18 protein-coding genes and 1 pseudogene are annotated in these 15382 nt (G+C 40.4%); 7 read left to right on the top strand and 12 right to left on the bottom strand.

Going from position 1 to position 15382, the window contains the following annotated elements:
* The first annotated feature begins 7 nt into the window (after nucleotides 1-7).
* From yhfZ to AACQ38_RS03855, 7 genes are all read left to right on the top strand, one after another.
* A complete protein-coding gene (gene yhfZ / locus AACQ38_RS03885) occupies nucleotides 8-913 on the top strand; it encodes a GntR family transcriptional regulator YhfZ (RefSeq protein ID WP_011146252.1) in 906 nt (301 codons plus the stop codon).
* A 23-nt stretch (nucleotides 914-936) separates the two neighbouring features.
* Complete coding sequence (locus AACQ38_RS03880; RefSeq protein WP_011146253.1) at nucleotides 937-1293, top strand: PRD domain-containing protein; 357 nt, start codon at nucleotides 937-939, stop codon at nucleotides 1291-1293.
* A 117-nt stretch (nucleotides 1294-1410) separates the two neighbouring features.
* Nucleotides 1411-2589, top strand: a complete 1179-nt coding sequence (locus AACQ38_RS03875) for a YhfX family PLP-dependent enzyme (protein ID WP_011146254.1) — start codon at nucleotides 1411-1413, stop codon at nucleotides 2587-2589.
* A 43-nt stretch (nucleotides 2590-2632) separates the two neighbouring features.
* Complete coding sequence (locus AACQ38_RS03870) at nucleotides 2633-3523, top strand: phosphotriesterase-related protein (protein ID WP_165577543.1); 891 nt, start codon at nucleotides 2633-2635, stop codon at nucleotides 3521-3523.
* Nucleotides 3524-3534: 11 nt separating this feature from the next.
* A complete protein-coding gene (locus tag AACQ38_RS03865) occupies nucleotides 3535-3894 on the top strand; it encodes a DUF2620 domain-containing protein (protein WP_165577460.1) in 360 nt (119 codons plus the stop codon).
* Nucleotides 3895-3904: 10 nt separating this feature from the next.
* Complete coding sequence (locus AACQ38_RS03860) at nucleotides 3905-5266, top strand: YhfT family protein (protein ID WP_041380053.1); 1362 nt, start codon at nucleotides 3905-3907, stop codon at nucleotides 5264-5266.
* 42 nt (nucleotides 5267-5308) lie between these two features.
* On the top strand, nucleotides 5309-6445 hold the full coding sequence (locus AACQ38_RS03855) for an aminotransferase class V-fold PLP-dependent enzyme (protein ID WP_165577459.1): 1137 nt from the start codon (nucleotides 5309-5311) through the stop codon (nucleotides 6443-6445).
* Between the two features lie 286 nt (nucleotides 6446-6731).
* Here the strand turns inward: AACQ38_RS03855 and AACQ38_RS03850 are convergent, their stop codons facing one another.
* The 12 genes and pseudogenes from AACQ38_RS03850 to AACQ38_RS03795 all read right to left on the bottom strand — a co-directional run bounded on the left by AACQ38_RS03850 (nucleotide 6732) and on the right by AACQ38_RS03795 (nucleotide 15382).
* Nucleotides 6732-7427 (bottom strand): helix-turn-helix transcriptional regulator, encoded by a 696-nt coding sequence (locus AACQ38_RS03850; RefSeq protein WP_058589326.1) that lies wholly within the window; start codon nucleotides 7425-7427, stop codon nucleotides 6732-6734.
* A gap of 147 nt (nucleotides 7428-7574) precedes the next feature.
* On the bottom strand, nucleotides 7575-8246 hold the full coding sequence (locus AACQ38_RS03845) for a helix-turn-helix transcriptional regulator (protein ID WP_165577458.1): 672 nt from the start codon (nucleotides 8244-8246) through the stop codon (nucleotides 7575-7577).
* Nucleotides 8247-8273: 27 nt separating this feature from the next.
* Nucleotides 8274-8951, bottom strand: coding sequence for a helix-turn-helix transcriptional regulator (locus AACQ38_RS03840; protein ID WP_165577457.1), 678 nt, complete (start codon nucleotides 8949-8951; stop codon nucleotides 8274-8276).
* A gap of 292 nt (nucleotides 8952-9243) precedes the next feature.
* On the bottom strand, nucleotides 9244-9924 hold the full coding sequence (locus AACQ38_RS03835) for a helix-turn-helix transcriptional regulator (RefSeq protein WP_165577456.1): 681 nt from the start codon (nucleotides 9922-9924) through the stop codon (nucleotides 9244-9246).
* Between the two features lie 29 nt (nucleotides 9925-9953).
* Nucleotides 9954-10634, bottom strand: a complete 681-nt coding sequence (locus tag AACQ38_RS03830) for a helix-turn-helix transcriptional regulator (protein ID WP_165577455.1) — start codon at nucleotides 10632-10634, stop codon at nucleotides 9954-9956.
* Between the two features lie 29 nt (nucleotides 10635-10663).
* A complete protein-coding gene (locus AACQ38_RS03825; RefSeq protein ID WP_165577454.1) occupies nucleotides 10664-11344 on the bottom strand; it encodes a helix-turn-helix transcriptional regulator in 681 nt (226 codons plus the stop codon).
* Nucleotides 11345-11373: 29 nt separating this feature from the next.
* On the bottom strand, nucleotides 11374-12054 hold the full coding sequence (locus AACQ38_RS03820) for a helix-turn-helix transcriptional regulator (RefSeq protein ID WP_165577453.1): 681 nt from the start codon (nucleotides 12052-12054) through the stop codon (nucleotides 11374-11376).
* Nucleotides 12055-12083: 29 nt separating this feature from the next.
* Nucleotides 12084-12281, bottom strand: a pseudogene (locus tag AACQ38_RS03815) (helix-turn-helix transcriptional regulator); the annotation flags it as partial.
* Nucleotides 12282-12326: 45 nt separating this feature from the next.
* A complete protein-coding gene (locus AACQ38_RS03810; RefSeq protein WP_165577452.1) occupies nucleotides 12327-13007 on the bottom strand; it encodes a helix-turn-helix transcriptional regulator in 681 nt (226 codons plus the stop codon).
* A 30-nt stretch (nucleotides 13008-13037) separates the two neighbouring features.
* The gene (locus AACQ38_RS03805; RefSeq protein WP_165577451.1) at nucleotides 13038-13718 is read right to left on the bottom strand and encodes a helix-turn-helix transcriptional regulator; all 681 of its coding nucleotides are present in this window, start codon (nucleotides 13716-13718) and stop codon (nucleotides 13038-13040) included.
* Nucleotides 13719-13747: 29 nt separating this feature from the next.
* On the bottom strand, nucleotides 13748-14428 hold the full coding sequence (locus tag AACQ38_RS03800) for a helix-turn-helix transcriptional regulator (protein WP_165577450.1): 681 nt from the start codon (nucleotides 14426-14428) through the stop codon (nucleotides 13748-13750).
* 270 nt (nucleotides 14429-14698) lie between these two features.
* Nucleotides 14699-15382, bottom strand: coding sequence for a helix-turn-helix transcriptional regulator (locus AACQ38_RS03795; RefSeq protein WP_011146267.1), 684 nt, complete (start codon nucleotides 15380-15382; stop codon nucleotides 14699-14701).

The following is a 15382-nucleotide window of genomic DNA, read 5'->3' as shown; positions in this document are numbered from 1 at the left end:
AATTATTATGAGTCATGGGCTGCTTAAAAAAGAGGGGGTTGCTCAAGCGTGTCTGGCACGTTATCTGCTAGGTGAGCGCTGTGGTAATCGGTTGAAAACGATTGAAGAGCTGTCATCTGACTATGGGTTATCTGTTGGGTTAGTTCAGTTTGCATTAAAAAAACTGGAGAGTTCTGGCGCGGTTTATGTGGAACGACGAGGGCGTAATGGTAGCTATTTGGTCAGTATGGATCACAAAGCACTGTTAGCCCATGCTGATATTAGCAACGTAGTTTGTGCAATGCCGCTGCCTTATACCCGATTGTACGAAGGGCTGGCGAGCGGGCTGAAAGCGCAATTTGAGGGCATTCCATTTTACTTCGCCCACATGAGAGGTTCAGATGCCAGGGTGGAATGCTTGCGTAAGGGTATTTATGACTTGGCGGTGGTATCACATTTGGCGGCGCAAACTTATCTGGAACAAGGTGATGTTTGTACTGTACTTGAATTGGGGCCACATACCTATGTTGGTGCACACCAACTGATTTATCGCAAAGGAGGTGAACATAATATCCGTCGTGTTGGGTTGGATCATCGTTCTGCCGACCAGAAAATCATGACTGAAGTGTACTTTGCCGGGCAGGATATCACGTTGGTGGATATTTCTTACCACGAGAGCCTGTATAAGGTCGCGAAAGGTGACATTGATGCCGTGATCTGGAACGTCAGCAGAGAAGTTGAACTCAGTTCCAGAGAGCTTATTGCAGTACCGCTCAGTGGAAGTGCATGTTTTACCCGAGCCTCTGAAGCGGTGATTTTAACCAGAGCTGATGACATTCTGATGCAACAACTTTTACGCACGATGGTAAATACAACAGAGTTATTAGTTCATCAACAACGTGTACTGGCAGGTCAACAGGACCCAAGTTATTAATTTGGCATGGATGGCGTTAACGCGTGGAAAATCGGCTGAATCTGCTCTATCAGGGAAATGTCATTGATCAGGATATTCATGATGGCATGTTACAAGTTGTGGCGCAGCTTGAAAACGATTGGGAAATTCCTGTCAGGAATGCGTTAGGGGAAATAGTAATAACACATATGGCCAACGCGTTAATGCGCTCACGCCGGGGAGAACAAATCAGTTCAATGGATAATGAACTGCTGATGGAAGTGCGTCAATCGAGAATCTTTTCTCATTTGCAAGCAATTAACGCTTCGCTGCTGGCACATTTTGACGTGCAATTACATCCCTGTGAAGAGGGTTATCTGCTGGCAAACTTGTTTAGCCTTTGGGCGGCAAAGGGGCAGTGATAATACCACCATAGAGATGAGGGAATTTTTTTTCCATCAAATATTCAAAAAAATGATGATTTAACATCTAACTTAATGCAGTGGCATTGATCGCCGAAGGAGTACAGGAGGTACTGCATGTTTATACATGCACTGAACAAACAAAATCCGGCACTGATTGAGGCAGCCCAGACATTATGGGCGCAAGGGGTCTTACTGCCTGATACTTATGTGATTGACGTGGATCAGGTTTTAGAAAATGCCAGACGATTGCTTGCGGTAGCGGAGCATTATGGCATTGCTCTCTATCTGATGACCAAACAGGTTGGGCGTAACTCCTGGTTGGCACGTAAACTGATGGAATTGGGTTATCAGGGTGTCACCGCGGTGGATTTTAAAGAGGCTAGAGCCTTGATGAGTGGGAAGATCCCGGTGACTCATGCAGGCCATCTGGTACAGATCCCTCGTAATATGGTCTCCTCAGTGATGCAGCAACATCCGGAAGTGATCACAGTATATTCTTTAGAAAAAGCGGAGGAAATTTCCAGTCTGGCGCGGCGTGAGGGAAATGTGCAACGCATTATGCTGAAAATCTACGATGATCATGACCATTTATATCCGGGTCAGGAAGCGGGTTTTCACTTGTCGGAATTGCACACCATCGTTCAGCACATTATGGCAATGCCCGGTGTAAAATTGACGGGGTTGACACATTTTCCTTGCTTGCTGTGGCAAGAGGATCAGCAGCAGACACTGCCGGCGCCAAACTTATTTACTTTACTGAAAGCAAAAGACATTTTACGACAAACTGGGGTTGAGGTGACGCAGATAAATGCGCCATCGGCGTCAAGCTGTAGCACACTGCCGTTACTGGCAAAGTATGGCGTGACCCATACCGAGCCCGGGCATGCGCTAACAGGAACCATCCTTGCCAATTTTCGGGGAGAGCAGCCAGAACGCATTGCTATGCTCTATCTGACGGAAATATCCCACCGATTTAACGGTAACAGTTACTGCTATGGGGGCGGTTATTACCGTCGTGGACGGGCGCATAACGCGCTGATATTCCTGCCAAACGGCCAGATCGCCGCCACGCACCTGTTACCGATGGATAACACCAGTATTGATTACCACTTTCCTCTGAGCGGTGAATTTCCGGTCGGCTGTGCTGTCGTGCTGTGTTTTCGCACCCAGATATTTGCTACCCGCAGTGATGTGGCGTTAGTTAGCGGTATCCAGTCAGGGCATCCGGTCTTGGAAGGGCTTTATGACAGCCAGGGAAACCCTATCCCGATTAATGGAGAACATGGTCTGTGAACAGACACAGTTCCACTCTCTTCGTCTGCGGACCGCCTTACTCATGACCCAGAAAAACAGAATTGACGCGTCCGGCTATACCTATGTACATGAGCACCTGCATCTCGATTTATCATCATTTAAAAACAACATTGACTGCCGACTGGATCAATACGAGCTGATTTGTGAAGAGATGAAAACACTGGTCAGCTTGGGTGTACACAATATTGTGGAGATGACCAATCGTTACATGGGACGTAACCCACAGTTTATGCTGGATCTGATGCGGGACTCCGGCATTAATGTAATAGTTTCAACTGGCTATTACCAATCTGCCTTTTTTCCTGAACATGTAGCACATACCACAGCTCGACAACTGGCGGATGAAATGATCGCTGAGATTGAGCAGGGTATCGACGATACAACGCTGAAAGCCGGAGTGATCGGGGAAATTGGTTCCAGTAAAGGGGTAATTACGCCGGATGAAGAGAAAGTCTTTCATGCTGCGGCTATAGCTCATCTGGCAACCGGGCGTCCTGTTTCGACGCATACGACATTAAGCACGATGGGCCTTGAACAACTGGCGTTACTGAAAAAGCACGGTGTAGATGCTGAACGTGTAGTTATTGGTCACTGTGATCTTAAAGATAATCTGGACAACATCTTGCGCATCATTGAACAGGGGGCCTATATCCAGTTCGACACGATTGGCAAAAACGATTACTACCCGGATGAAAAGCGGATCGCTATGTTACAGACCTTGGCCCAACGTGGCTTGCTTAACCGCGTCATGTTATCGATGGATATTACCCGTCGTTCTCATTTAAAAGCCAATGGTGGCAATGGATTTGATTATTTAATCACCACCTTTGTGCCGATGCTAAACCGGGCTGGATTAACGCAAACCGATATTGATTTGATGTTACGTGATAACCCAATGCTATTTTTCAACTAAAGGAAAAACCTATGAGATTTGTTATTGGAGGGCAAATTGAGAAAGAAAAAATTGCTGAAACTTTACGCCATCTGGCTGGCGATAAAGCCTCATCCATTACCGTGATGAGTGACATAGATGCCGCTATGGCGCTTAAGAGTGGTGATGCGGATTACTATTTTGGTGCCTGTAATACCGGTGGAGGCGCTTTGGCAATGGCAATTGCTATTGTTGGTATTGACAAATGCGCCACCGTCAGTATGCCAGGCAAGATCCTGCCTGATGAAGAAATTATTGCCCATGTAAACGCCGGGAAAACCGCATTTGGTTTTACCGGTCAGGATATAGACGCGGTTATTCCGGTAATTATCAAGGCTATTCTTTTTTCATAAGGAGAGGAAAATGGAATATGAATTTTTCACCCGTTTAATGGAAATTGATCCATTTAAAGCGGGTTTATTGGCGGTGATTGGTGGGATATCTGCCATGATGGCTAACCGCGGTATTGCAGTATTTCATGATGGGCTACGTCCTTTAATGCCGGAACATCTGGAAGGGCGTATGAATCGTAAAACCCTGGCTGCCACCAGTTTTGCCCTAAGTTTTGGGTTAGTTATCGGCTTTGGTATTCCGTTCTCGCTGACTGCCCCGATTATTCTGGTGCATAGCTTATTATTGGGAACCGATGTCATTGGTACTTGGTGTGCAAACAGTAAAAAAGGTTTCATACTTTCTGCTGTCTTGGGAGCGCTGTATGCCGTTGCCTTGATGACCGGTTTACGATCGGTTGTCGATATCTTTGCCCATTTACCGGTTAATTTCATGGGCAACCTGAGTAAAGTTGGCGATCCTATCGTAGCCTGCTTTGCACTATTTCCTGCGATTGTTGTGGCCTATCAATACGGATATGGCAAAGGAATATGGGTACTGATTGCAACATTGGTGGGGTATATCGCGACCAAAGCGGTAGGATCATTAAGTTTTGGTGGGGCTCTGAGCAAACCGGTGCAATTGGATCCTAACGGGATAGCCCTGCTGATCTCAATGATTGTGATGTTCTACTTCGCGATGAAACAGCGTGTTCCCAAAGCTGGCGAGGGATCTGCTCCGGCCAAAGGGGCGAATGAGACGCTGGTTGGGTTATTCTCCACGCGGATACAGCGCATTCAAAATAACATCTGGTTGCTGGTATTAAGTGGTGGTTTGACGGCGGTAGCGGCTTCAATGTCACTCAGTCTGCTGGCGGAAGGTCCGGTATCCTTGCAACTGATGGCGCAGGGGGAAGGGGCTAATGCCATGCTGGTGGCGCTTGCCAGAGCGATCAGCTTTGTGCCGTTAGTCGGTATGACAGCCATTGCTACTGGGGTTTATAGCCCGGTCGGCATGAAGTTTGTATTCGTCGCCGGATTAGTCACGAATAATCTGTGGATTGCCTTCATTGCCGGTAGTTTGATTATGTTTATGGAAATCAAACTGCTGGCGAGAATTGCTATCTGGTTGGATAAATATCCCGGCGTCAAAGCTTGTGGTGAGCATATTCGTACTGTTATTACCCGCATGTTAGAAGTTGCCTTATTGGTGGGGGGAATGATGGCTGCCAACGCCATTCTGCCGGGCATGGGATTTATGGTGGTGGCGGGGATTTATCTACTCAACCGTACGGCTAAACGTCCTTTGGTTGAAATGGCGATTGGGCCGATTGCAACAATTGTGGTTGGGGTGTTAGCTAATGTTATTTATCTGTTCTCCCCCTTTATTTTGTGATGATAAAAATAGAGGGGGGAGGAAAGTGAGGGAGAACAGATATTGAACACATATCCATTACCTAGTCTGAGCATGGAGCAGGCGCAGCACAAACAGTTTCATTTAGTTGACATTATTTGCCGCCATTTTCCCGGTGCGGATTTCCTCACTACCGGAGATTTAGGGCTGGTGCCGGGATTGAACCGGCCCCAAATAACGCAACGTGTTGAACAGGTCATTGCCGATTTCTTTTCTGCTGAGGCTGCTGTGTTAGTACAAGGGGCGGGAACCGGGGCAATACGTTGTGGGCTATCGGCATTACTTAATGCGGGTGATCGCTTGCTGGTTCATGATGCGCCGTTATATCCCTCGACGGCGATTATTGCCGAGCAGATGGGCTTGCATCTGGTGCGGGCCGATTTCAATCAATCCGAACAAATACGGGCTGCGATTTTGCAACATTTACCGGTGGCGGGGTTGGTACAACACACGCGGCAGAAAATTGATGATGCTTATGAGCTGGCAGACGTTATATCACTGCTGAATGCGGCATCACTACCGGTTCTGGTTGACGATAACTATGCTGCCATGAAAGTGGAACGTATCGGTTGTGAATGGGGCGCGGCGTTATCGGCCTTCTCCAGCTTTAAACTGTTTGGCCCGCAAGGTATCGGTGTTGTGGTAGGTCAACAAGCGGCAATAGAGCGCATTCGGCGTAGTATGTATTCCGGTGGCAGTCAGGTACAGGGATTTCAGGCATTGGAAGTATTGCGTGGATTGGTATTTGCTCCGGTGATGCATGCTGTGCAGGCTCAGGTGAGTGAAACATTAGTGGTCCGGCTTAATCAGGGGATCATACCGCAGGTGAAACAGGCGTTTATCGCCAATGCACAATCGAAAGTATTGCTGGTGGAGTTTTATGATGAGATTGCCGAACAGGTACTTCATGTTGCTCATCAGCTTGGTGCACTGCCATATCCGGTGGGCGCTGAATCAAAGTTTGACATTCCGCCACTGTTTTACCGGTTATCTGGTACATTTCGCCAATCTGATCCCACGTTAGAGAGACGGATGATAAGGATAAATCCTAATCGAAGTGGTGCGGAGACAGTGATAAGGCTGCTGAGTCAAAGCTGTGCACAGGCTGCTTCCTTGCTACACCCTCAACCATTCCCGATATACCGCTTTCCATCAGTATGAGAGGCAGACAACAAGTCCGTTCTTGGGTCTCGTTTTCATTTTGCCGGCGCGTGTGACGATGCTCGACGTTGTGAAACACTATACGGGACGTTAGTCCCGTCGAAACGCCCCTCCCGCCTTATTTCGGCGAGAGTAGATTCATTCCCTTGCCGTCGCGATGCATCTTTAAATCCATAGGCTATAAATCCTGAATTAACGTAAAGGTTGGCGATGTCATTAATTGTATCCCTAATTATTATCTAAATAATTAATAGAATTATTAATAATTAACAGTAAAATCGATTATTTATAATATAAAATGGCCTATTGATAGAAAATACCTTGATGGAACATAGAGATCATACCCTTTTTCTTTGCAAAGTAATCGTAACTCAGTCAATGAGCTGACCGATAATTTTTCATAAATACTTTCAAAATGTTTTTCTACCGCATGGCATGAAACATTCATTTCAATGGATGTTTCATTATTATTCATACCACAGCAAAATAGAAAAATAACCATCCACTCTTTCTCATTTAACAAATCATTAGGTGGCCTGAGGCTAGCTGACGTTGGTATATGCTCTTTAATATAATGATAAACCGTAAAGTGCTCTAATTCTCTGGCGTGAGAGATAATGCCGACACAGTGATTATCCTCACTCATCAATGGATATTTTTCACAAAAATAGGATTTAGGCGGCCGACCATTACCTTGAGGATAAGTGCCGACAGAGCATACTTTCTGCATACATTCTAACACCTTGCGATCATGTTCTTTAAAGTGATGGGCAAAACCATTAACAGCTATTGGTAATTCGTCAACGGTATACCCTATAATACTAAAGTTTTCCGGTAACTGAATGATTTTAATAAACTTGGTATTTGCATAAATAAAGCGGGATTCCTTATCTTTTACAAACCAAGGATCAGGGCTTCTGTCCCATACATGTGTTAACTGACGGGTAATAAAAGGGACTTGTTTTAATCCTGATTTATTCATAAATATCCTTTAAGATAATTATTGCTTTTTTAACTTATTGAATGTAAATACATCATTGAAAGCAAAGCATATTTCCATAGGGCCGTATATTTTATCAATAAATAACTAACAAAGGTAGCATGTAGAAACTGGGGAATAATACGTAATCTAAGACAATAAAAACCTTTCTGGGATATAGTGCTCAAAATTATTGGCTCGAAAATACTCTTCCAACTGTTGACTGGAGTGAATCCCGATTTTGCGATATATTCTTAGCATATGTTCTTTAACCTCATGATAGGCGATATTCAATATTTTCCCAATCTGTTTTTTGGGCTGTTTCTGTAAGAAGAGAAAGATAATATCCCACTCCCGTTGAGTAAAAAGATCGGAGGGGGGCTGGAATAGCAAGGATGGCGGTAATTTATCATAATATTGATGTAGGCAGGTCAATGAATACTCTTTAGCCTTCCACATATGGTACATAATTCCCATACAATGACCATTATCATGATAAAGAGGCAATTTTTCACAAAAATAGGATGACAAAGTTTGCTCTTGCCCAAAAACATGGGTTTCAAGTGAACAGACTCTTTCGCCTTTAGTCATGACACTTTTATCGTGGAGAATAAACTCCCTGGCGAATTCAGCACCATCCCAGGGCAATTCATGATCATAAAGCCCTTCATAATCAAATGACGCTTTAAAATTATGGATAAATTTTTTTGTGGCTGAATTACCGTAGATAAAGTTTGAAGAACTATCCTTGACTCCCCACGGTTCATTACTTATTTCCATTGTATTAATAACTTGAGGTGATAGTGCATAGTTATTTTTCATATTAGTAAAACTCCTTTATTCTAAAGGTTAAAGAAAAACTCTGTTTTTGGGATGGATAAATTTCTTTGGCATATAGAGATGATAATCATGGGTGCGACAATACTCTTCCAATTGATCACTAGAATGAACCCCAATTCTTCCATATATCCGTGAAATATGAGTTTCAACCGTACGATAAGAAATATTTAACACCTTACCGGTTTGTTTACTGCTATGCTTTTGTAGCAAAAGGAAAATAACATCCCATTCCCGTTGAGTAAAGAGATCAGTCGGTGGCTGGAACATAATAGATGCCGGCAGTTTTCCATGAAATAGTCGAGTGAATGAAAAATCCTGGGATTGCCAACCATGAAATATAGTTCCCATACAGCTTCCATCTTCGTGGTAAAGGGGATATTTTTCACAAAAATAGGATGACAAAATTTGTTCTTTCCCAAATAGATGTGTTTCGAGTGAACATATTCTTTCTTCTTCTTCCATCACTATTTTATCTTGAGTCACGTGTTCTTTAGCAAATTCAGCACCATTCCAAGGAATTTCATCATCGAAAAGCCCTTCATAGTTAAAAGAATTTGAAACATTATGAAGAGATTTTAATGCCAAATTAACATAAACAAGGCATGAGTTCTCATCTTTTATTCCCCAAGGATCATTACTTTGCTCCATTGTACTAATGACTTGCGATGAAATCAGCTTGCTACTCATAGTATTATTCCTCTTTCTAGCCTTAAAATTAGTCTCTTGATATTTAATCTGATAATCAACTTAACTCACGATTACCCCAAATCCTAGATAGTTCATTATCATAAAACCCTTCATAATCAAATAATTGTTAAAGTTATGAATAAGTTTTTTTAGCTGCATTGCTGTAGATAAAGTTTGAAGAACTATTCTTTATTCCCCACGGCTCATTGTTCATCTCCATTGTATTAATAATCTGAGGTGATATTGCATAGTTCTTCTTCATATTAGTGAGAACTCCTTTGTAATCTAAGGATTAAGGAAACGTTCTGCTTCCAGGTTGCACAAATCTTTTTGGCACATAGAGATCATAATCATTGGTGCGACAATATTCTTCCAATTGACGACTGGAATGAAGACCAATTCGTTTACATATGCGTAAGATATGGTTTTCAACCGTACGGTAGGAAATATTTAACATTATACCGATTTGCTTATTGGTATATTTGTGTAACATAAGGAAAATAACATCCCATTCCCGTTGAGTAAAGCGATCGGTTGGTGGCTGGAACATAATATTGGCGGGCAATTTTCCACGAAGTAGTCGGGTGAATGAGAAATCCTGAACTTGCCAACCATGATATATTGTTCCTATACAGCTTCCGTCTTCATGATAGAGAGGATATTTTTCAAAAAAGTAAGACGACAGAATTTGCTCTTTAAAAAATTTATGTGTCACAAGTGAGCATATTCGTTCTTCTTTTTCCATTACTATTTTATCATTGGCCATATACTCTTCAGAAAATTCAGCTCCGTCCCAAGGAAGATCATAATCATAAAGACCCTCATAGTCAAAGGAGCGTGAAATATTTTGAACGCGATTACATGCTTGATTAGCATAAATAAAGCATGAGTTTTCATCCTTGATTCCCCAGGGCTCATTACTCTGCTCCATTGTATTAATAATCTGAGGAGAAATGATATGGTTCTTTTTCATATTAGTGAGATTCCTTTTTAATCTAAGGGTTAAGGGAATATTCTGCTTCCAGATTGCACAAATCTTTTTGGCACATAGAGATCATAATCATTGGTGCGACAATATTCTTCCAATTGACGGCTAGAATGAAGACCAATTCGTTTACATATGCGTGAGATATGATTTTCAACTGTACGGTAGGAAATATTTAACATTATACCGATTTGCTTATTGGTATATTTGTGTAATATCAGGAAAATAACATCCCATTCCCGTTGAGTAAAGAGATCGGTTGGTGGCTGAAATAATATAGATGCAGGAAGTTTTCCACGAAATAATCGGGTGAATGAAAAATCCTGAGCTTGCCAACCATGATATATAATGCCCATACAGCTTCCGTCTTCATGGTAAAGAGGATATTTTGCAAAAAAGTAGGATGACAGAATTTGCTCTTTTCCATGTATATGTGTCTCAAGTGAACATATTCTTTTTTCCTGTTCCACCACTTTTCTGTCATGGGCCATGTATTCTTTAGCAAATTCGGCACCATCCCAGGGCAATTCATGTTCATAAAGCCCTTCATAGTCAAAAGAGCTTGAAATATTTTGAAGACGTTTACATGCCTGATTGACATAAATATAGCGTGTGTTTTCATCCTTTATTCCCCATGGCTCATTACTCTGCTCCATTGTATTAATAATCTGAGGGGAGATGATATAGTTCTTCTTCATATTAGTGAGAACTCCTTTTAATCTAATGGTTAAGGAAACATTCTGCTTTCTGGGTGTACAAACCTTTCTGGTACATAGAGATCATAATCATTGGTGCGACAATATTCTTCCAATTGACGACTGGAATGAAGACCAATTCGTTTACATATGCGTGAGATATGGTTTTCAACCGTACGGTAGGAAATATTTAACATTGTACCGATTTGCTTACTGGTATATTTGTGTAACATCAGGAAAATAACATCCCATTCCCGTTGAGTAAAGAGATCGGTCGGTGGCTGGAACATAATATTGGCGGGCAATTTTCCACGAAGTAGTCGGGTGAATGAGAAATCCTGAACTTGCCAACCATGATATATTGTTCCTATACAGCTTCCGTCTTCATGATAGAGAGGGTATTTTTCAAAGAAGTAAGAGGACAGAATTTGCTCTTTAAAAAATTTATGTGTTACAAGTGAGCATATTCGTTCTTCTTTTTCCATTACTATTTTATCATTGGCCATATACTCTTCAGAAAATTCAGCTCCGTCCCAAGGAAGATCATAATCATAAAGACCCTCATAATCAAAGGAACGTGAAATATTTTGAACACGATAATTAGCTTGATTGGCATAAATAAAACATGAGTTTTCATCCTTTATTCCCCAGGGATCATTACTCTGCTCCATTGTATTAATAACCTGAGGTGAGATGGCATGGTTCTTCTTCATATTAGTAAGATTCCTTTTTAATCTAAGGGTTAAAGAAACATTTTGCTTTCTGGATGTACAAATCTTTTTGGCACATAGAGATCATAGTCATTGGTGCGACAATATTCTTCCAATTGGCGACTGGAATGAAGACCAATTCGTTTACATATGCGTGAGATATGGTTTTCAACCGTACGGTAGGAAATATTTAACATTATACCGATTTGCTTACTGGTATATTTATGTAATAGGAGAAAAATAACATCCCATTCCCGTTGAGTAAAGCGATCAGTTGGTGGCTGGAACATAATAGATGCCGGCAGTTTTCCACGAAATAGCCGAGTAAATGAGAAATCCTGAGCTTGCCAACCATGATATATCACGCCCATACAGCTTCCGTTTTCATGATAGAGAGGATATTTTGCAAGAAAATAGGATGATAGAATTTGTTCTTTTCCGAATAAATGTGTTTCGAGTGAACATATTCTCTTTTCCTGTTCCATGACTTTTTGATCATGAAGCATATATTCTTTGGCAAATTCGGCTCCATCCCAAGGTAATTCATGTTCATAAAGCCCTTCATAGTCAAAATAGCTTGAAATATTTTGAAGATGTTTACATGCCTGATTGACATAAATAAAGCATGAGTTTTTATCTTTTATTCCCCAGGGCTCATTACTCTGTTCCATTGTATTAATAATCTGAGGAGAGATAACATAGTTCTTCTTCATATTAGTGAGAACTCCTTTTAATCTAATGGTTAAGGAAACATTCTGCTTTCTGGGTGTACAAACCTTTCTGGTACATAGAGATCATAATCATTGGTGCGACAATATTCTTCCAATTGACGACTGGAATGAAGACCAATTCGTTTACATATGCGTGAGATATGGTTTTCAACCGTACGGTAGGAAATATTTAATATTATACCGATTTGCTTACTGGTATATTTGTGTAANATAGTTCTTCTTCATATTAGTGAGAACTCCTTTTAATCTAATGGTTAAGGAAACATTCTGCTTTCTGGGTGTACAAACCTTTCTGGTACATAGAGATCATAATCATTGGTGCGACAATATTCTTCCAATTGACGACTGGAATGAAGACCAATTCGTTTACATATGCGTGAGATATGGTTTTCAACCGTACGGTAGGAAATATTTAATATTATACCGATTTGCTTACTGGTATATTTGTGTAATATCAGAAAAATAACATCCCATTCCCGTTGAGTAAAGCGATCGGTCGGTGGCTGGAACATAATATTGGCGGGTAATTTTCCACGAAATAGTCGGGTGAATGAAAAATCCTGAGCTTGCCAACCATGATATATTGTTCCTATACAGCTTCCGTCTTCATGATAAAAAGGATGTTTTTCAAAAAAATAAGATGAAAGAATTTGTTCTTTTCCATGTACATGTGTTATAAGTGAACGCATCCTTTCTTCTTTTTCCATCACCATTCTGTCGTGAGTCATGTATTCTTCAGCAAATTCGGCTCCATCCCAGGGAAGATCATAATCATAAAGCCCCTCATAGTCAAAAGAGCTTGAAATATTTTGAACACGTTTACATGCTTGATTGGCATAAATAAAGCATGAGTTTTTATCTTTTATTCCCCAGGGCTCATTACTCTGCGCCATTGTATTAATAATCTGAGGAGAGATGACATAGTTCTTCTTCATATTAGTAACAACTCCTTTTTAATTTAAGGGTTAAGAAAACATTTTGCTTTCTGGATGCACAAACCTTTCTGGCACATAGAGATCATAATCATTGGTGCGACAATATTCTTCCAATTGACGACTGGAATGAAGACCAATTCGTTTACATATGCGTGAGATATGGTTTTCAACCGTACGGTAGGAAATATTTAGCATCCTACCGATTTGCTTACTGGTATATTTGTGTAATAGGAGGAAAATAACATCCCATTCCCGTTGAGTAAATAAATCAGTCGGTGGCTGGAACATAATATTGGTGGGTAATTTTCCATGAAATAATCGGGTGAATGAAAAATCCTGAGCTTGCCAGCCATGATAAATAGTTCCCATACAACTTCCGTCTTCATGATAAAGAGGATGTTTTTCAAAAAAATAGGATGACAGAATTTGTTCTTTTCCAAAAGTATGTGTTACAAGCAAACATACTCCTTCTTCTTTTTCCATCACCTTTTGATCATGAGCGATGTATTCTTTGGCAAATTCGGCCCCATTCCAGGGTAATTCATTATCATAAAGCCCTTCAAAATCAAAAGAACGTGAAATATTGAGAAGACGTTTACATGCCTGATTGACATAAATGTGGCATGAGTTTTTATCTTTTATTGCCCAGGGGGCATTACTTTGCTCCATTGTATTAATAATCTGAGGGGAGATGACATAGTTCTTATTCATATTAGTGAGAACTCCTTTTAATCTAATGGTTAAGGAAACATTTTGCTTTCTGGATGCACAAACCTTTCTGGTACATAGAGATCATAATCATTGGTGCGACAATAATCTTCTAATTGACGAGTAGAATGAAGACCAATTCGTTTATATATGCGTGATATATGGGTTTCAACCGTACGATAGGAAATATTTAGCATCCTACCGATTTGCTTACTGGTATATTTGTGTAATAGGAGGAAAATAACATCCCATTCCCGTTGAGTAAAGAGATCAGTCGGTGGTTGAAATAATATAGATGCAGGAAGTTTTCCATAAAATAGTCGAGTAAGTGAGAAATCTTGGGCTTTCCATGCATGGAGAAAGAGACCGATACATTCGTTTTCATCATTATAGATTGGATATTTTTCCGAAAAATAAGATGATAGAAATTTATCTTTCCCATATGTATGTGTTTCAAGTGAGCATATTCTTTTCTCTTGTTTCATAACATTTTTATCGTGAATAACGAATTCTTTTGCAAATTCAGCCCCGTTCCAGGGGAGTTCACTATCATTTTTCCCTTCATAATCAAATAAATCTGGGAGATTTTGGATTTGTCTAAATGCCAAATTACCAAAAACCCAACATGAGTTTTTGTCTTTGATTGCCCAAGGTTCATTACTTTGTTGCATGGTGTTAATAACTTGAGATGAAATAATTAATTCATTTTCCATGTTATCATTCCTCTTTCTAGCCTTAAAATTAGATATTTGATCTTATAATCTATTTAACTCACGACTACCCCAAACCCTAGGGTGGTTTATAATCAAATAATTGTTTAACATTATGAATAAATTTTTTTTATCTGCATTGCTGTAGATAAAGTTTGAAGAATTATCCGTTATTTCCCACGGCTCATTGTTCATCTCCATTGTACTAATAATCTGAGGTGATAGTGCATAATTCTTTTTCATATCAGTAAAAACTCCTTTTTAATCTAATGGTCAAGGAAACATTTTGCTTCTAGGTTGCACAAATCTTTTTGGCACGTAGAGATCATAATCATTGGTGCGACAATAATCTTCTAATTGACGAGTAGAATGAAGACCAATTCGTTTATATATACGTGATATATGGGTTTCAACCGTACGATAGGAAATATTTAGCATCCTACCGATTTGCTTACTGGTATATTTGTGTAATAGGAGGAAAATAACATCCCATTCCCGTTGAGTAAAGAGATCAGTTGGTGGTTGAAATAATATAGAAGCAGGAAGTTTTCCATAAAATAGCCGGGTGAATGAAAAATCCTGAGCTTTCCACATATGATATATAGTTCCTATGCAATCCCCGTTATCATGGTAAATAGGCGTTTTTTCACAAAAGTAAGACGATAGAAATTTATCTTTGCCAAACAGATGTGTTTCAAGAGAACATACCCTTCCTCCTCTTTCCATTACACTTTTATCATGAGCAATAAATTCTTTTGCAAATTCAGCTCCATCCCAGTTGAGATCATCATCATAAAGCCCTTCATAATTAAATGATTTTTTAAAATCATGAATGAACTGTTTTGTTGCTGAATTACCATAAATAAAGCATGAGTTCTTGTCTTTTATTCCCCAAGGATCATTACTCTGCTCCATTGTATTAATAACTTGAGATGAAATAATTAATTCATTTTCCAT

The organism is Photorhabdus sp. RW14-46, from assembly GCF_963887965.1.
Taxonomy (GTDB): domain Bacteria; phylum Pseudomonadota; class Gammaproteobacteria; order Enterobacterales; family Enterobacteriaceae; genus Photorhabdus; species Photorhabdus laumondii.
This window is presented reverse-complemented; position numbering and strand designations above follow the sequence as displayed.